The sequence below is a fragment of the Neorhizobium sp. PAMB6716 genome (genome assembly GCF_058242805.1).
The window spans coordinates 2,470,653-2,487,028 of the sequence record NZ_CM177835.1 but is presented as its reverse complement, the minus strand read 5'-3'; the positions used below and the strand labels follow the sequence as shown (position 1 = coordinate 2,487,028).

At 62.5% G+C, this 16,376-nt stretch carries 16 protein-coding genes; 5 read left to right on the top strand and 11 right to left on the bottom strand.

Annotation, left to right across the window (positions count from 1 at the left end; genetic code table 11):
- Nucleotides 1-27: 27 nt before the first annotated feature.
- On the top strand, nt 28-393 hold the full coding sequence (locus tag AC4CWH_RS12255; protein WP_491321423.1) for a GNAT family N-acetyltransferase: 366 nt from the start codon (nt 28-30) through the stop codon (nt 391-393).
- A gap of 24 nt (nt 394-417) precedes the next feature.
- Nucleotides 418-882 (top strand): DUF5680 domain-containing protein, encoded by a 465-nt coding sequence (locus tag AC4CWH_RS12250; RefSeq protein ID WP_491321422.1) that lies wholly within the window; start codon nt 418-420, stop codon nt 880-882.
- A gap of 342 nt (nt 883-1,224) precedes the next feature.
- On the opposite strand, the gene ribB is transcribed toward AC4CWH_RS12250, so the two are convergent.
- The 3 genes from ribB to AC4CWH_RS12235 form a co-directional block, all read right to left on the bottom strand.
- Complete coding sequence (gene ribB / locus AC4CWH_RS12245; RefSeq protein WP_491282292.1) at nt 1,225-2,325, bottom strand: 3,4-dihydroxy-2-butanone-4-phosphate synthase; 1,101 nt, start codon at nt 2,323-2,325, stop codon at nt 1,225-1,227.
- 36 nt (nt 2,326-2,361) lie between these two features.
- On the bottom strand, nt 2,362-3,459 hold the full coding sequence (gene aroC, locus AC4CWH_RS12240; RefSeq protein ID WP_491318959.1) for a chorismate synthase: 1,098 nt from the start codon (nt 3,457-3,459) through the stop codon (nt 2,362-2,364).
- Nucleotides 3,460-3,619: 160 nt separating this feature from the next.
- Nucleotides 3,620-6,763 (bottom strand): bifunctional diguanylate cyclase/phosphodiesterase, encoded by a 3,144-nt coding sequence (locus AC4CWH_RS12235; RefSeq protein WP_491318958.1) that lies wholly within the window; start codon nt 6,761-6,763, stop codon nt 3,620-3,622.
- A gap of 305 nt (nt 6,764-7,068) precedes the next feature.
- On the opposite strand from AC4CWH_RS12235, the gene AC4CWH_RS12230 reads away from it, so the two are divergent.
- On the top strand, nt 7,069-7,332 hold the full coding sequence (locus AC4CWH_RS12230; protein WP_491285408.1) for a DUF1344 domain-containing protein: 264 nt from the start codon (nt 7,069-7,071) through the stop codon (nt 7,330-7,332).
- A gap of 15 nt (nt 7,333-7,347) precedes the next feature.
- On the opposite strand, the gene AC4CWH_RS12225 is transcribed toward AC4CWH_RS12230, so the two are convergent.
- The 4 genes from AC4CWH_RS12225 to AC4CWH_RS12210 all read right to left on the bottom strand — a co-directional run bounded on the left by AC4CWH_RS12225 (nt 7,348) and on the right by AC4CWH_RS12210 (nt 11,039).
- Nucleotides 7,348-7,938: a histidine phosphatase family protein gene (locus tag AC4CWH_RS12225; protein ID WP_491318957.1), complete on the bottom strand. Its 591-nt coding sequence runs from the start codon at nt 7,936-7,938 to the stop codon at nt 7,348-7,350.
- Between the two features lie 193 nt (nt 7,939-8,131).
- Nucleotides 8,132-8,950, bottom strand: coding sequence for an enoyl-ACP reductase FabI (fabI, locus tag AC4CWH_RS12220; protein ID WP_491282288.1), 819 nt, complete (start codon nt 8,948-8,950; stop codon nt 8,132-8,134).
- A gap of 143 nt (nt 8,951-9,093) precedes the next feature.
- Complete coding sequence (locus tag AC4CWH_RS12215; protein WP_491321421.1) at nt 9,094-10,338, bottom strand: DnaJ C-terminal domain-containing protein; 1,245 nt, start codon at nt 10,336-10,338, stop codon at nt 9,094-9,096.
- A gap of 248 nt (nt 10,339-10,586) precedes the next feature.
- The gene (locus AC4CWH_RS12210; protein ID WP_491282287.1) at nt 10,587-11,039 is read right to left on the bottom strand and encodes an RT0821/Lpp0805 family surface protein; all 453 of its coding nucleotides are present in this window, start codon (nt 11,037-11,039) and stop codon (nt 10,587-10,589) included.
- A gap of 64 nt (nt 11,040-11,103) precedes the next feature.
- Between AC4CWH_RS12210 and pdxH the strand changes: the two genes are divergently transcribed.
- Nucleotides 11,104-11,742 carry a pyridoxamine 5'-phosphate oxidase gene (gene pdxH / locus AC4CWH_RS12205; RefSeq protein ID WP_491318956.1) on the top strand — a complete coding sequence of 213 codons (639 nt, stop codon included), beginning with the start codon at nt 11,104-11,106 and terminating at the stop codon, nt 11,740-11,742.
- On the opposite strand, the gene AC4CWH_RS12200 is transcribed toward pdxH, so the two are convergent.
- Together AC4CWH_RS12200 and AC4CWH_RS12195 are read right to left on the bottom strand one after the other, a co-directional pair.
- On the bottom strand, nt 11,743-12,813 hold the full coding sequence (locus AC4CWH_RS12200) for a polysaccharide deacetylase family protein (protein WP_491318955.1): 1,071 nt from the start codon (nt 12,811-12,813) through the stop codon (nt 11,743-11,745). It abuts the gene before it with no gap.
- 110 nt (nt 12,814-12,923) lie between these two features.
- A complete protein-coding gene (locus AC4CWH_RS12195) occupies nt 12,924-13,715 on the bottom strand; it encodes a sulfite exporter TauE/SafE family protein (protein WP_491318954.1) in 792 nt (263 codons plus the stop codon).
- Between the two features lie 278 nt (nt 13,716-13,993).
- On the opposite strand from AC4CWH_RS12195, the gene AC4CWH_RS12190 reads away from it, so the two are divergent.
- Nucleotides 13,994-14,302 (top strand): pyrophosphatase, encoded by a 309-nt coding sequence (locus AC4CWH_RS12190; RefSeq protein WP_491318953.1) that lies wholly within the window; start codon nt 13,994-13,996, stop codon nt 14,300-14,302.
- 134 nt (nt 14,303-14,436) lie between these two features.
- On the opposite strand, the gene AC4CWH_RS12185 is transcribed toward AC4CWH_RS12190, so the two are convergent.
- The gene (locus AC4CWH_RS12185; protein WP_491318952.1) at nt 14,437-14,859 is read right to left on the bottom strand and encodes a bleomycin resistance protein; all 423 of its coding nucleotides are present in this window, start codon (nt 14,857-14,859) and stop codon (nt 14,437-14,439) included.
- 4 nt (nt 14,860-14,863) lie between these two features.
- Nucleotides 14,864-16,279, bottom strand: coding sequence for a metalloprotease TldD (gene tldD / locus AC4CWH_RS12180; protein WP_491318951.1), 1,416 nt, complete (start codon nt 16,277-16,279; stop codon nt 14,864-14,866).
- Between the last annotated feature and the right edge of the window lie 97 nt (nt 16,280-16,376).

Below are 16,376 nucleotides of genomic sequence, written 5' to 3'. Positions count from 1 at the left end.
ACACAGGCACCGCCGCTTGAGGATTATCTGCGTCTTCGCCACGAGGCCGGGCTCAGCCCGTTTACGCCGCAGGCGGCCACCATCGGGCTCAAAGGCACGTTTTTCGGCGTGCGGGTGGTGTGCGGCGGAGAAATCGTCGGCATGGGGCGCATCATCGGCGATGGCGGCTGCTTTTTTCAGGTGACCGACATTGCCGTGCAGCCGGCGCACCAGGGCAAGGGGCTTGGCAAAAAGATCATGGCCGCCCTTGTCGATCACCTGAAGATGGCAGCGCCCGAAAGCGCCTATGTCAGCTTGATTGCCGATGTTCCGGCAAATCGGCTCTACGCCCAGTTCGGTTTTGAGGAAACCGCGCCGCGCTCGCTCGGCATGGCCATGAAGATTGTGCGGTAGGGGAGGCGGGAACCCATGGAGACGATCAAGGAAATCGATGGGCTTCTGGCGTTCATCGTCGAGGCCAAGGCCGCCGCTTATATGGGCGGTAAGCCCGGGGAGACGTCATGTCGGCCAGGCTCGCGGGACATTCCTTACCGCCGGGACGACTGGTCCTATCTCGACAGCTATTTCGGGGGCACGGATTTTCTCGGCCAGGAGGTGGTGTGGCGGAATGAAAAGCCGGTCTGGGCGATGAATTATTACGGGCGCGTGCTGGATGGCAGCGCCATCGACGGCGCCAGAGCCGCCGATGTGCTGCGCACGGCGCTGCCGCTGATGTATGCCGAGGGGCGGTTTCTCGGGGGATTTGCCCGCGATGTCGGGCTGTATCGTTATGTGGATGAGAGCGAAGGCGACTACACGAGTTTCACGGGCGTCGAGCGTATTCTGGCCGATGGCCGTGCGGTCTACCGCCTCGATTATCACGGTGGACTGGTGATTGCCTGAAGGGCACTTCGGTTATAGCGCTGATTTGGGGTTTTTACCCCTCTGGCTGCCGCCATCTCATGCGGAGTGTGGGGCTATCACATATGAGGCAAGACCCCTCCCAAACCCTCCCCACAAGGGGGAGGGCTTAACCCAGCCGCGCCCTTTCGTGCAGAACGGGACGCTTGCCGCGCCGTTTCTCCCCCCTCGTGTGGGGGGGGCGAAGGACGGGGCGAGACCCGTGGCTCGACCCCGGTCGGCCCGGCAGGGCAGAGAGGGTCTAGTTTCAAATGCGATAGCTCTCCCCCCTTGTGGGGGGAGATGGCGGCAGCCAGAGAGGGCTGCCGACAGGTTCAAAACGCCTTACACAATCTCGGTCGAGGAGATCTTGATGCCGAACCCTTCGAGGCCGACGTAATGGCGCTCGCGCGAGGCAAACAGGCGGATCGAGGAGACGCCGAGGTCTTTCAGGATCTGCGCGCCAAGGCCGATTTCCAGCCATTCGCTGTCGCGGGTCTGGGCATTGCCGTGCTCTTCGGTGCCCATGCGGGTGCGCCGGTTGAGACCGTTCTGGCCAACGCCGACAGACCCTTCGCGCAGATAGATGATCACGCCGCGCTTGGCGTCCGCTATTCTGTCCATGTAGCGGCCGATGGAACGATCCGTGCCAAACACGTCGCTTGCGACATTTTCCAGATGCAGGCGCACGGGAATATCGACGCCATCGCGGATATCGCCGAAAACGACGGCCAGATGCTGCATCGTATCCCAGGGCAGCGAATAGGCATGCGCCTTGGCCTTGCCGACGGGGGTTGTGATGTCGAAGCTGGATTGCAGCTCGATCAGCGTTTCCTTGCGCTGGCGGTAGGCGATGAGATCGGCAACAGACACCTGCGTCAGCTTGTGCTCAGCGGCAAAGGCTGCCACATCAGGCCCGCGCATCACGGTGCCGTTGTCGTTGACCAGTTCGCTGATCACGCCGATGGGCGGCAGGCCGGCAAGCTTGCAGAGATCGACGGCGGCTTCTGTATGGCCGGACCGCATCAGCACGCCGCCTTCGCGGGCGATCAGCGGAAAGATGTGGCCGGGGCGTACGAAATCGGAAGCGCCGACATTGGAATTGGCAAGGTTGCGCACCGTCAGCGTCCGGTCGTCGGCGGAAATGCCCGTCGTCGTTCCATGCTTGAAATCGACGCTGACGGTAAAGGCCGTCGTGTGGGCGCTGTCGTTTTCGGCTACCATGGCGTTAAGGTTGAGGCGTTTTGCCTCCTCGCGCGGCATCGGCGTGCAGACGATGCCGGAGGTGTGGCGCACGATGAAGGCCATCTTTTCCGGGGTGCAGTGAACGGCGGCAACGATCAGGTCGCCTTCGTTTTCGCGGTCGTCGTCATCGGTGACGACAACGATCTCGCCGGCCTCAAAGGCCCTGATGGCATCGACAACGCGCTTTTGGTCGAACGGCATGGCAGTTATCCTCTTGGGAAATTCCTTGTGGGGCAATTAACGGGCGCGGCCGGTCTGGCCCCGGTCGCGCAGAAAATGGTCGGCAAGGGCGCAGGCCACCATGGCTTCGCCGATCGGGGCTGCGCGGATGCCCACGCATGGATCGTGGCGACCCTTGGTGCGCACATCGACATTCTGCCCATCGCTGTCGATCGACTGGCGCTCGGTCAGGATCGAGGATGTGGGTTTCACCGCAAAACGCGCCACGATGGGCTGGCCGGTGGAAATGCCCCCCAGCACGCCGCCGGCGTGGTTGGATAAAAACAGCGGCTTGCCGTCATTGCCCATGCGCATCTCGTCGGCGTTTTCTTCGCCGGACAGTTCGGCAGAGGCAAAACCCTCGCCGATCTCGACACCCTTCACCGCATTGATCGACATCAGCAGCGAGGCGATATCCTGGTCGAGCTTGCTGTAGATCGGCGCGCCAAGGCCTGCCGGCACATTGTCTGCCACCACTTCGATGACCGCGCCGATGGAGGAACCCGCTTTGCGCACACCATCCAGGTAGTCTTCCCAGACAGGCACTATCGCCTTGTCGGGGCAGAAAAACGGGTTGTTGTCGACCTCGGCCCAGTCCCAGTTGTCGCGGTTGATCTTGTGGATGCCGATCTGCGTCAGCGCGGCGCGAACCGTGACCCCCGGCAGAACCTTGCGGGCGAGCGCGCCGGCGGCGACGCGGGCCGCCGTTTCGCGCGCCGAAGAGCGCCCGCCGCCGCGATAGTCGCGAATGCCATATTTCACGTCATAGGCAAAATCGGCGTGTCCGGGGCGGTAACGCTTGGCGATCTCGCCATAATCCTTGGAGCGCTGGTCGGTGTTTTCGATCAGCATCGAAATCGGCGTGCCTGTCGTCGTCATCGTCAGGCCGTCCTCGTCGAGCATGACGCCCGACAGAACCTTGACGATGTCGTCTTCGCGGCGCTGGGTCACGAAGCGTGACTGGCCGGGCTTGCGCTTGTCCATGAAGGACTGGATCTCGGCCGCCGTGAAGCGGATGCCGGGAGGGCAGCCATCCACAACGCATCCAAGGGCTGGACCATGGCTTTCGCCCCAGGTGGTGACGCGGAACAGATGACCGAATGTATTATGCGACATGAACCCTGACCGTTAAGCGGCGGCAAACCCCGTGACGTGAAGCCGCCGTGACGTGAAGCGGATTTGTCATAGTGGAAAAGGGGGGCGGGGGGGAAGCTCTTTTTGCGGCACCGACACAAGGCGCGTGCCCCGGTTCGTCCGTGTTTTCCACCCTGGATTTTCAGGCGGCCGACTTGAAACCCTGGGCGGCGGCGGCGCTGAATTCGCCGCAGGTGAGCGGGTGCGAAAAGGCAAATCCCTGCAGGAGGTCGCAGCCCAGTTCCTTCAGGAGCGTTGCGTGCTGCATGGTTTCAACGCCTTCCGCCACGGTCTCGACGCCCAGCGACCGGGCAATCTCGATGATCGAGCGCACCAGCGACCGCTCCTGCGGCGAGGTGAGGATCGGCATGACCAGTTGCCGGTCGATCTTCAGCCGCTTCGGTTTCAGTTTCAGCAGGCTGACGATGGAGGTATGGCCGGTGCCGAAATCGTCGATCTCGATCTCGATGCCGAGCGCCTTGATGCGTTCGAGGTTTTCCGTCACCACGTCCTCGCTTTCATCGAGAAAGATCGATTCCAGCAGTTCGAAGGCGATGCGGCCGGGCGAGATGGCAAGCGTCTTCAGCGTATCGGCCAGTGCCCGGTCGTTCAGGCGCTTGGACGACACGTTGACCGAAACGCGCGGCACGTTGATGCCGGCAGCACTCCAGACCATCTGGTCCTTCAGCACCGTTTCCAGCACGATCTGGTCAAGCGCTGCCGAGACGTTCAGATCCTCGGCGATCTTCAGGAAGGCATCCGGCAACAGCAGGCCGCGATGCGGGTGCTGCCAGCGGATCAGCGCCTCGACGCCGGCCAGTTGGCACGTGTTGGCGCAGAACTGCGGCTGGTAGACGGTGAAAAACTCGTTCTGCTCGATGCCGGCGAGGATTTCGTCTGCCGTCCGCTTATGGCTGATGACCTCGGCCTGCAGGTTCTGGGTGAAGAATTCGAAGCGGTTGCGGCCAAGGCCCTTGGCCCGGTAAAGCGCGATATCGGCATTGATCAGCATCTTGCGCGCGTCGATGTTGCGGCCACTTTTCTGGGCAATGCCGATAGAGACGCCGCAGCGGCAGGAAAAACCCTCGAAGTCCATCGGCTGATGCAGTTCCGTCACGATCCGATTGGCAAGTTCCGCCATCTGGCCGGCATCGGCGCTGTTTTGCACGAGGATGACGAATTCATCGCCGCCGATGCGGGCCACCAGGTCGCCGTTTCTGACGTTGCGCGTCAGGATCTGTGCTGCATGCACCAGCATGGCATCGCCTGCCGCGTGGCCGAGCGTGTCGTTGATCTGCTTGAACCGGTCGAGATCAAGATGCAGCATGGAGACATGACAGCGCCTGCCGAGGCTTTCGCGCGACAGCGCGTCCAGCGCGATATCCAGCTTGCGGCGGTTGGCCAGCATGGTCAGCGGGTCGTGCAGCGCGTTGTGCTCGATGCGGCGCTTGGCCAGTTCCAGTTCGACGTTATTGGCATCCGCCGCCTCCTTGGCGGCCTTCAGCGCTGCCGTCATCTGCATGTCTTCCGTCACGTCGAAAGCGATGCCGACCAGTTTGGAGCGGCCATCGCGGCCGCTATGCTGCTTGCCGATCGAACGGATGTAGCGAAGGCTGCCATCCGCCTGCGGCACGCGAACCACCAGCGACGTCTTGCTGGTCCCCATCGGAGAATGTGTCAGCATCCGTTCCGCAAGCGACCGGTCCTGCGGGTGGATGAGGCCGAGCCATCGTTCGGTGCTGAGGCGGCCATCGGTATAGGCAATGCCATAAAGCTGGCACATGCGCTGGTCCCAGATTTCGATGCACTCCTGCGGGTAGGTTTCCCAGATGCCGCAGTCATAGGAGCCAAGCGCCAGGTCGAGCTTGGTCGACAGCTCCTCCAGGTCCTGCTCGCGGTTGGACAATTCATCCAGTGCCAGTTCCAGCTCGGCATTCTTGATGTCGCTGTTTTCCTTGGCGTGGCGCAGGGCCTGGTTTGCCTCGGCATCCGAGCTGACGTCCCAGACGATGCCGGTGGTGCGAATGGTGCCATCGGCATTGGTATAGGTGGCGCCGGCCGAACGCAGGGTGCGGATCGTGCCGTCGGGCAGCATCACGCGGTAGACATCGGTGCGCGAGGTCGCAGAACAGATGCAGCTGAAGAAATGCGCTTCCGCCGTGCCCACATCGTCGGGATGGATGGTGTGCAACCACTCGTCGAGACGGTTGCCGTCGCCTTCGGCCGCTCGCCCGTGCAGGGCGGCGGCACGCGCGTCCCAGGTCAGATGGTTGTCGCTGCTCACCTCCCATATGCCCATGTTGGAGGTTTCCATGGCCAGGCTGAAGCGTTGCGACAGCTCCAAAAGGTTTGCCTCGCGCGCCTTCAGCATGGCGATATGCCGGTTGCGCTCACTGATGAGCCAGCCCGCCACGAGAATCGGAAGGATCATGCCAAAACCGGCGGACGACAGCAGAAGGCGGAAGGAGACCTGATCGTTCGGGGGCGCCATCCACCCTGCGGAGGGGGCCGCCATAAGCTCCCAATGGCCGCCCGAAACCGGAACGGCCGCCATCACCGGATCCCCGTCCGCCACGGTCACGTGGCCTGTCAGCACGTGTTGTCCCTGGGCATCGATGTGGCGGATGGCGATATGCAGCCGGTCCTCGTGCGGCGGCTCGCGCAGTTCGATGGTCAGCGTATCGGCATTGATGCCGGCATCGGCGAGAAACCGGTGCCGGTCGATCACCAGCGCCATCGCGCCCCAGGGCCGGTCTGCATCGAAGAGCGGCACAACAAGCGTCAGCAATCCATCGCCGGTGGTGCTCAGTCCGTGCCCGGAGAGCCGATGGGCGAGGATCGTGTCGGAAAGTGCTGTAAGGTTGAAACCGGTGGAGCGACCGGTCCCGTCAAGGTTTTCGGGCGTGGCGAATGCAGCGTCGTTCCCGATGATGAGGTGCCCGAGCCGGTTGTCGGGCGCAAGCGCCACGGCGATCAGATGCGGATTGCGGGAGAGGATGTTGCGCGCCGCCGGCTCGAAGCGGGTGCTATCGAATTGCGCGGTCTCGCGCAGCACCTGCGACAGGTGATCGGCAATGATGAGGTCGCCCTGCAGGCGACTTGCAAGGCGTTGGTGCAGCATGTCCACGGCGCGTGTGGTCGCGTTGCGCAGAAAATCCTGATAGTCGTGGCGGTGCTGGCGGTCGAGAATGATGGTGGTTGCGATGACCGCAAGCGTCATGGCAGAGGCCACCGCCAATGGCGCGCGCCAGCGCATGCGTGCCAGGCCTGAACGCCAGTTTGCCATCAGCCTCAATCTCAAGCGCACTGTCCCCCTCGATGCCTTGGTTTTCCACAGGCTAGACAGGCCGGGTTAATTTCCAATTGCGCTTATGGACGCAAACTTGCGGGCGATATCTGGGGGTGAAATGCCGCTCTGGTTGCCGCTTTGCCCGATCCGCCGGGCATTTCCGCGCAACCGGTTGCATTTGGTTAAAATCCTGTTCATCAATGAGACGCGAAATGACATCAAGCCGGGCAACTTTTGCCACAATCGGAGGGCAAATCATGTTTCGAAACAAAACATTCCTTGATGTGCCAAAGGCTTATACGATGCGCCTCCTGATCGCAGCGCTGCTCGCAACTGCCAGTATGCTTTCCCCTCTCTCCACGATGGCGCAGAGCGTCGATGTGGAGGCGACCATCAAGTCCGTGGACGTGAACAAGCTCAGCCTGACGCTGGACGATGGCAAGACCTACAAGGTGCCGGAGGAATTCAACTTCGACGGGCTGGCATCCGGCGTCAAGGTCGTGGTGTTTTACACGGTCGTGGATGGCAACCGGGTCGTGGACGACCTGCAGGTCGTCCAGCAGTAAGCGTTCAATCCGTTTTCAGAGCCATTCGGCGCGGCCCTTGTCGCGCTCGATGATCAGCACGCGGTCCTGGTGGATGTCGCAGCGTGAGGCTTCCAGTTCATCCCAGCCGCCAACCAGCTTCAGGATCGTGCGGATAACGCCGCCATGGCTGACGCAGACCGTCGGCTGCTCCACCGATTGCAGCCAGGCACCGATGCGCCATGAGAGGATCTCGTAGCTTTCCGCCGAAGGGCCGGGGGGAATGAAATTCCATTTCTGCCGCGAGCGCATTTTCAGCCGCTCCGGCGCCACGGCTCGGATATCGTCCAGCGTATGGCCCTCCCAGTCGCCGAAGGACAGTTCCACCAACCGCTCGTCGGTGCGGTAGCCCATAGGATCGAGATCCATCGCCTTGCGGGCGATCTGCATGGTTTCGCGGGTGCGCGAGAGGGGGGAGGCGACGAAATCGAAGTCTTGGATATCTGCGCCGAGAAGGCCACGCAGCGTTTCGCCATTCTGAAACGCCTGTCCGCGGCCCTTGTCGTTAAGGCCGATATCCTTCTGGCCCTGCAAGCGTCCCTCGGCATTCCAGTCGGTCTGTCCGTGGCGGATCATGTAGATGAGCACGGGCAAAACCCTCTTTCATGCCTTGGCTGCGGTATCCTGCAGCGCCGATCGTCCAGCCGGTTCCCGTAGATGCCGAGATCGGCGGGGCGTCCGGTAATTCAAGCCCGGCGGTTTCCCGCCGAGGCCTTGATCCGAGCCTACCCATTGAAAGGCGAAAGTCCATCCCCGAATTGCGTCTCGGGGAGGGGCGTCATCAATCCTTGATGACGGAGATGTCAGGCGCGTCGACGGCCTTCATGCCAACGACATGGTAACCGCTATCGGCGTGATGCACTTCGCCGGTCACCGAACGCGACAGGTCCGACAGCATGTAGAGGCCGACATCGCCGACTTCTTCGATGGTGACGGTGCGGCGCAGCGGCGCGTTATATTCGTTCCACTTGAGGATATAGCGGAAATCGCCGATGCCGGAGGCGGCGAGCGTCTTGATCGGACCAGCCGAAATCGCGTTGACGCGGATGTTCTTCGGGCCGAGATCGACCGCCAGATATTTCACGCTGGCTTCGAGTGCGGCCTTCGCCACGCCCATGACATTATAGTTCGGCATGACCTTTTCGGCGCCGTAATAGGTGAGCGTCAGCATGGAGCCGCCGTCGGTCATCAGCTTTTCGGCGCGGCGTGCAACCGACGTGAAGGAATAGACCGAGATCTGCATGGTTTTTGCAAAATTGTCGGCGGTCGTGTCGACATAACGGCCGGTCAGCTCGTCCTTGTCGGAAAAACCGATGGCGTGGACGAGGAAGTCGATCTTGCCCCAGCGCTGTTCGATATCGGCAAAGACGGCATCGATGGTCGATTCGTCGCTGACATCGCAATGGCCGGCAAGAGTTGCGCCGATTTCGGCGGCCAGCGGCTCGACGCGCTTTTTCAGCGCATCGCCCTGATAGGTGAGCGCCACTTCGCCACCCTGTGCATGAATGGCCTTGGCAATCCCCCACGCGATGGAACGGTTGTTCGCGACACCCATGATGATGCCACGTTTGCCTGCCATGAGGCCGGAAGCCTGAGCCATACTCTATCCTCTAAGACTTAAGACGAAAGCTGCCTATGGCATAGGCCGTCCCCGCGTTCAAGCTTGCGTGAGATCATCTCCTGTTAGGGGGTGTAACAATGGGTGCGCGGACGCAATCGCCTGGGGATAGCGTCGCAAACCTGTCACACGAACAGGCCGTGGCGCATATGGCGCATGAGGTCGATCACCTTCGGGTCGGGTTTCTCCCACAGGACCACCCGCACCTCGACCACCAGATCGCCCCGCCCGCCGGCATCATCGGCCAATCCGAGGCCTGCAATGCGCACGCTCTGGTCCGATCCTGTCCAGGTGGGAATGGAAACGGGAACGCGCCCGCCCGGCGTCTCCACCTCGGCCTCCGTTCCCAGAACCGCGTCCTCGAGCGAGATCGGCAGCACAGTGTGGAGATCAAAACCTTCCACATGAAAACGGTTGTCGCGGGCAATCTTCAGCGTCACCAGAAGGTCGCCGCGCTGCGCACCCGGCAACCGCAGCCCTTGGCCGACCAGACGCAGCACCTGGCCATCGGTCATGCCGGCTTCAAGCGGAAAACGCACCTCGCGCTCGTCCGAAAGGGTGACGGTTGCCGTGTTGAGGGCGAGCATGTCGTTAAGCGACACGGTTGCCGTTGCGGAAAGATCGGGCGCCTTTTCAGGCGGCGCCACAGTGCCGCGGATGCGCCGCATCAGGCCCGACAGAAGCTCGATGGCCTGCAACGGCAGAGGCGGGGCCACCTTCTGTCCCGCCAGGTCGGCCTTGGCCGTGCCGCCTTCGGCACCGGCGGCTTGCGCGGTGTCGCCTGCCGGCTTCGCCTGTGTCTGAGACTGTGTCTGAGACTGTGTCTGATACTGGGCCTGCTGCTGATTGTGCGGACGTGATTGTCCCGCATCGGGGTCTTTTGCCTGCGGGCGAGCCTGACCGGTTCCGGCGCTGCCCGTCGAGCGGGCAGAGGGTGCCGGCCCAAAAATCCGGTCGATCAGGTCTTCCGGATTCTCCTCGGCGCCCAGAGTGCTCGCGCCGGACGTGCCGTTTGCCTGCTGCTGCTTGGCCTGGTTTTGGGCGCGCTGCGCATTGGCGCGCGCCAGTTCCTCCATCACCTCTTCGGCCTTGGCGCGGGCGGCCTTTGCCCGTTCTTCCGCCTGTCGCGCGTTCTGGCGCTGCTGCATGATGGTCTGGTGGGTTTCATAGGCGCGGTCGTAGCGCTTGCGGCGTTCGGGATCCTTCAGCACCTCATAGGCCTGTCCCATTTCGGCAAAACGCCTGGTCGCACCGGGATCGTCCTGATTGTGATCGGGATGCAGCGATTTCGCCTTGGAGCGCCACGCAGCCTTGATCTCGTCGGCAGCGGCGTCTTTCTTGACGCCCAGAAGGGAATAGGGATCGCGCATAAAATCCACCGGTTACGTTTCCACGGCGCCTTCCGGAACGGTCCGGCGGTGCCGATCGACAAACAACTCTTGCCGGCGCCAAAGGGTTCCTCCAGAAGGGTCCCCGGCATCGCGGCCAATGGTGAAGAAAATAATCGCTTCAACCTCTAAAGAGGATTTACGCAGCCCGGCGAAGTTGAATTAAGATTACCGGAAAGTAACCAGCCGGCACTTTGCGGCAATGGCAGACCACATGCTGTGCCGCAAAATTACTGGCGCTGGAAAGAGGTCAGCATCCAGTCGCCGCTGTCTGCCATGCAGGCCTGGCCGGTAAACTTGGCAATGCCCTCATAGGAATGGCGGGTGGTGGTGAAGCCGCGGCAGACGACGCCCGAGACATTGGCCTCGCGAATGCCCGAGACCACGCCGGCGCTGCCGGTTGCGGTATTGGCCCAGGGGAGGGGGGCGCCGGCCACCTTGGAAAGATCGGCGGAGGTCACGGCATTGCGCACCGTCACTTCGTCGGATACCGATTCCTGCGACCGCTTCGGAATGGTGGAGGTGGAGAGACTGCGGTCCACCTTGGCCGAACTGTCGAACAGGTCGAAGGCGCCGCTCGTGCAGCTGGAAACAGCTGCGGAAAGGCTGAGAAACAGGGCTGCTTTAAGCGTGAGCGACAGCGGCGTTGGGGTGCGGTTTTTTGTCTTGTCTATCACTGCCACCTTGCGTCCAGTCCGGAAAAGGTTCACGGGTCCATTTGATCAGATCGGGAGCATTTTAGTCAATATGTCGCAAGATCGGTTAACAAGCGGTGACTTCACCGAGGAAAACGAACCCTTCGCCCTTTTCGCCGAATGGCTGAAGGATGCGGAAGGTTCCGAACTGAACGATCCGAACGCGGTTGCGCTGGCAACCGTGGATGCGGATGGCCTTCCCAATGTGCGCATGGTGCTGCTGAAGGGCTTTGATGCACGCGGCTTCGTTTTTTATACGAATTTCGAAAGCCAGAAGGGCCGGGAAATCCTGGGCCAGGGCAAGGCCGCCATGTGTTTCCACTGGAAATCGTTGCGCCGCCAGGTGCGACTGCGCGGACCGGTCACCGTGGTCTCGGACGAGGAGGCGGATGCCTATTACGCGTCGCGCCCGCGCGGCAGCCGCATCGGCGCCTGGGCGTCGAAACAGTCACGCCCGCTCGAGGGCCGTTTTGCGCTGGAAAAGGCGGTGGCCGAATATACCGCCCGTTATGCCATCGGCGAGATTCCACGCCCGGCCCACTGGTCGGGTTTTAGAATCGAGCCCACCTCCATCGAGTTCTGGCATGATCGCCCGTTTCGCCTGCACGACCGGGTGGAGTTTCGCCGGGATGGCGAGGGGCAGGGCAACGGTCACGCGGAAGGCTGGTCGAAGGTGCGGATGTATCCGTGATCAGCCGTTGCCGATGGCAAAGGGAATGCCGGAGGCAAGCGCTGCGACATAATGCGGCTCCTGATAATAGCCGTTCAGCGAAATGCGCGGCAGGCCCGTCAGGCGGCTGACATAGTTTTCGCAGATCGTGCCGGGCTGCGTGGTGACGGCGACGGAAAAACCGAGCGCCTTCGCCAGCGCCTGATCACGCTCGGAGACGGCGGCCTGGGTGCCATAGGGATAAGCGATGGCGGCCGGTCGCGTGCCGGTCAGCGCCTCCAGCCAGTCGGCGGAGCGCTGCATCTCGCGCGCCGCCTCCTCGTCGGATAGCCGTTTCAACGCCCGATGGCTCACCGTATGGGCGCCGAGCGAGGCAAGCGGATGGCGCGAGAGCTTCGACAGGTCATCGCGCCCCATTGTCAAGGCACGGGTGATCTCCAGCGGCTGGATGCCGTGCCGGCGTGCCAGCGAGTCCAGCCATGCCACGGCACCGGCCTCATCATCGCTCTCGATCAGGCGGGAAATCCGATCAAAGGCATCGAGCCTGGCGCGTTCCGTCGAAAGATCGATAATTTCAACACCGTCACCCGCATCGGCGCCGCCGAAATCGACGATCAGCTGGTCGCAGGCGTTCAAAAGTGCCGCCAGCGTTTCCCACCAGATGGTGTGGGTGCGGTCGGCAAAACCCTCGTTGACAAAGATCGTGAACGGCACCTTGTGACGCTCGAAGACCGGCAGCGCATGCTCGGCATTGTTACGATAACCATCATCAAGGGTGAAGCAGGCAAACGGGCGTTCCTGCGGCGAGACCAGCCGTCCCGGCACGTCGTCGAGCGCGATGAAATCGTAACCCTCTTGCGCCAACTGCGCGATGGCGGCATCGAGAAATTCCGGCGTGATTTCCAGATGGGCGTTGGGTGCGCTGGGGGTTGCAACCTTCGGGCGCACGTGGTGCAGCGTAAAGATCGCACCGCGTCCGCGCGCCTCGCGCATCAGGCCGGCGCGCGCCAGGATGCCGGCGGTTTTCAGCCCGCCTGCAATCAGCCCGCGCCTCACACCGCGGCGCCATAGGGCATCGATCTTTCCGTTCATTGCTCTTCCCTGTGCTGGGCGCCAACCTATCGGGCGAGCGTTAAGCCTTGCTAAAAAAGAACTGCGAAAAGCTTGGGGGGAAGAGAGCGTTGATCCTTGCCGCACACGGGTCAGCGCAGGATCCCGTCGAGCGCCGGCAGGCTGATGAGGCCGGCGGCGGCAATCAGGCCAAAACAGATGCGGCGGAAGGCCGCCTCGTCGGCCAAGCCGAACAGGCGGGAGCCGAGCAGAATGCCAATGCCATAACCTGGCCCGACAACGGCGGCCAGCATCAGGGTATCGATCGTCAGAAGACCGGCACTGACATAGGATGTGGCCGAGATCAGCGAGGCCAGCGCGAAATAGAGCACAAGGTTTGCCCGCACCACGCTGCGTTCGATCGCACCACCCAGCCAGTAGGCGACGACCGGCGGTCCGGAAAGCTGTGCCACGCCGCCGAAGAGCCCGGCAATGGCCCCGGTCGCAATCCCAAGCTGCGGCTTCGGGCGGCCCTGATAGCGCCAGCCGCTGATCAGGAAAGCAAGGAGTGCAAGCACGACGGCCGATATGATCCAGCGCAGCACTAGCGGCTCGGCAAACGCCAGAAGGGCGGTGCCGACGGGCACGCCGGCCAGCGCTCCGACCAGAAGTGTTGCCACTTCGCGCCGGTTTGCCCGGCGCCAGCTATCCGGCACCATGCCAAGTGTCATCACCCAGTCGATCACCAGAAGCAGCGGCGAGGCCGCCTGTGGTCCGGCAATGGCGCTTGCCATGGGGATGAAGATCAGTCCGCCGCCAAAACCGGAAAATCCGCGCGCAAGCCCGGCCACCATCGCCACGGCGAAAAGAGCGACTATTTCGGCAGAGGGATGGACGGCGAGAAAAGACGCGATGTCTGCCGCAAGAGTGTCGAAAATCGTCATGGAACGGATCGCGTGAGGACGGCCCTGAGGCGGGGCCTGGAAAGAGGGACGGGCTTGAGGTTGAAGGCTGACGGAAAGGCAGCCTTGCGCTTTTGCGGCCGGTCGCCTTGGCTGTCAAGCGCCGGCGCTTGCCAAGCCGCGGTGAGGCCAACCACCGGCAGGAGCGCAAATGTTGCTGCGGCACCTCTGCCTTTTGGCCGCCAGCGCGCGGGTCAACGGCTGTGGATGGACGCAGGTGGCCGAATCGGTGTTTTCATGGAAAACAAAAGGAGAACATCATGCTGCGCCAATTGATCGATGATTTCGAGACGGCCTCGCGTCGCTACGCCGACCACCATGGCATCGTGCGGGACCCGGACTGGTTCATGCTGAAGCTGCACGAGGAGGTGGGGGAACTCACGCAGAGCTGGAACCGGCTGCGCGGCCGCGGTCTTGCCAAGGGCCGCAGCGAAGAAGAGATCCGCCGTGACCTTGCCGATGAAGCCGCCGATGTTCTCGGCCATATCCTGCTGTTTGCGCGGCAAAACGACATCGATCTTGCTGCGGCCGTGGAACGCAAATGGCATTTTCGCACGCAAGGGGCGTGAGTGCCGGCCGTCACGTCAGCCTTTTTATCCCGAGGCTAGCGTGCGGCATACCCCCTTCGCCCCGCCCAGCTGGGAGAAGGTGCCGGCAGGCGGATGAGGGGCTTTCGCCGAGGTTTTCCGCATGAACGCCTGGATCAGATCGCGCGCGCACCAAGATCTTCGAACAGTCGCAGCAGATAACCGTCGGGATCGGCGACGACAAATTGGCGGTTGCCCACCTCGTGGTCGTCGCGGCGATACCATTTTTCCTCAAGCGGCACATAAAGCGGCACGTTGGCATCCTCAAGACGCGCTAGAATGGCGCCTACATCGGGCACGCGGATCTGCAGGTTGAGGCCCCGGCCAAAGGGTTTTTGCAAGGGCGCATCGGAGATGTCGAAGGTGCGGCCAAGACCAATCTGGTCGATCATCAACTGTGCCGCGCCGAGCGTCAGGTAGCTAAACCCTTCCTCCGGGCGCTCATAGAGAATGTCGAAGCCGATGAGGTCGGTATAGAACGCCCGGCTTGCCGTCCAGTCGCTGACGGCAAGTTCCGGTACAAGCGCGTTTTCGCTCAAGCCTTTACGTCCTGGTGCCGCCGACCGTGATCTGGTCCATCCGCAGATGCGGCTGTCCAACGCCGACCGGCACCCACTGGCCGGCCTTGCCGCAATTGCCAATGCCGGTGTCGAGCTTCGAGTCATTGCCGACCATCGAGACGCGCTTCATGGCATCCGGACCGTTACCGATCAGCATGGCGCCCTTGATCGGCGCGCCGAGCCGGCCGTTTTCGATCATGTAGGCTTCGGTGCAGCCAAAGACGAATTTGCCGGATGTGATATCCACCTGCCCACCGCCGAAGGAAACGGCGTAGATGCCCTTTTTCACCGAAGCGATGATCTCTTCCGGCGTCTTGTCGCCTGAGAGCATGTAAGTGTTGGTCATGCGCGGCATCGGCTGGTGGGCATAACCCTGACGGCGGCCGTTGCCGGTGGGCGTCATGCCCATCAGGCGGGCGTTCTGGCGGTCCTGCATGTAGCCGACGAGTTTTCCGTTCTCGATCAACACGTTATAGGCCGAGGGCGTGCCCTCGTCGTCAACAGTGATCGAACCGCGGCGGTTGTCGATGGTGCCGTCGTCAACGACGGTGACGCCGGGGCTTGCGACCATTTCACCGAGCAGGCCGGCAAAGGCCGATGTCTTCTTGCGGTTGAAATCACCTTCCAGCCCGTGGCCGACCGCTTCGTGCAACATCACGCCCGGCCAGCCATTGCCGAGCACCACATCCATGGTGCCGGCCGGCGCCTCGATGGCGTCGAGATTAACGAAAGCCTGGCGCAACGCCTCGTCGGCGCCCGTCTGCCAGTTGCCGTTCGTGATGAAATCGCCAAAGCCGATGCGCCCGCCGGTGCCGAAGGAGCCGCTTTCCTGACGGTCGCCATCGCCCACGACGACGGAAATGTTGAGGCGTGTCATCGGGCGCACGTCCTGCACGCGGTGGCCATCGGCCCGCAGGATATCCACCACCTGCCAGCTTGCGGCAATGGAGGCCGTGACCTGGCGCACCTTGGGATCTTTTGCCCGCAGATAGGCGTCGATCTCGGTCAGCAGCGCCACCTTCTGTTCGAAGGAGGGCTGGCCGATGGGGTTTTCATCGCCGTAAAGCTTCTTGTTGGTGCGCTGGGGGGCTGCCGCATAAGAGCCGGAATAACCGCGGGTGACGGCGCCCACCGCATCGGCCGCGCGCGACAGGGCAGACACCGACAACTCGCCCGCATGCGCATAACCCACCGCCTCACCGGCGACCGCCCGCAGGCCAAACCCCTGGTCGGTGTTGAACGAGCCACCCTTCAGGCGTCCATTGTCGAAGGAGAGCGATTCGGCCTGCGCATGTTCGAGAAACAGTTCGCCGTCGTCTGCGCCGACAAGTGCTGCGGCGAGGATTTCACGCAGCCGCGTCTCGTCGCAATCAAAAAGGTTGATGAGGTCGGTGGTCATCGTGGCGCTCCTCTGGCGGACGCTGTCGACGCATCCGGTCTTTGGTCCGATGTAGGACTGACGCGACGGCGGCGCAAGGTTATCTTCCGGCAGGCGG

What these genes read in the sequence shown, in the direction of transcription:
- ribB (WP_491282292.1), bottom strand. Translation starts at nt 2,325, where the DNA reads ATGCCGTTCGACCAAAAGCGCGTTGTCGATGCCATCAGGGCCTTTGAG.
- aroC (WP_491318959.1), bottom strand. Translation starts at nt 3,459, where the DNA reads ATGTCGCATAATACATTCGGTCATCTGTTCCGCGTCACCACCTGGGGC.
- AC4CWH_RS12235 (WP_491318958.1), bottom strand. Translation starts at nt 6,763, where the DNA reads ATGGCAAACTGGCGTTCAGGCCTGGCACGCATGCGCTGGCGCGCGCCA.
- AC4CWH_RS12230 (WP_491285408.1), top strand. Translation starts at nt 7,069, where the DNA reads ATGCGCCTCCTGATCGCAGCGCTGCTCGCAACTGCCAGTATGCTTTCC.
- fabI (WP_491282288.1), bottom strand. Translation starts at nt 8,950, where the DNA reads ATGGCTCAGGCTTCCGGCCTCATGGCAGGCAAACGTGGCATCATCATG.
- AC4CWH_RS12215 (WP_491321421.1), bottom strand. Translation starts at nt 10,338, where the DNA reads ATGCGCGATCCCTATTCCCTTCTGGGCGTCAAGAAAGACGCCGCTGCC.
- pdxH (WP_491318956.1), top strand. Translation starts at nt 11,104, where the DNA reads ATGTCGCAAGATCGGTTAACAAGCGGTGACTTCACCGAGGAAAACGAA.
- AC4CWH_RS12200 (WP_491318955.1), bottom strand. Translation starts at nt 12,813, where the DNA reads ATGAACGGAAAGATCGATGCCCTATGGCGCCGCGGTGTGAGGCGCGGG.
- AC4CWH_RS12195 (WP_491318954.1), bottom strand. Translation starts at nt 13,715, where the DNA reads ATGACGATTTTCGACACTCTTGCGGCAGACATCGCGTCTTTTCTCGCC.
- AC4CWH_RS12190 (WP_491318953.1), top strand. Translation starts at nt 13,994, where the DNA reads ATGCTGCGCCAATTGATCGATGATTTCGAGACGGCCTCGCGTCGCTAC.
- tldD (WP_491318951.1), bottom strand. Translation starts at nt 16,279, where the DNA reads ATGACCACCGACCTCATCAACCTTTTTGATTGCGACGAGACGCGGCTG.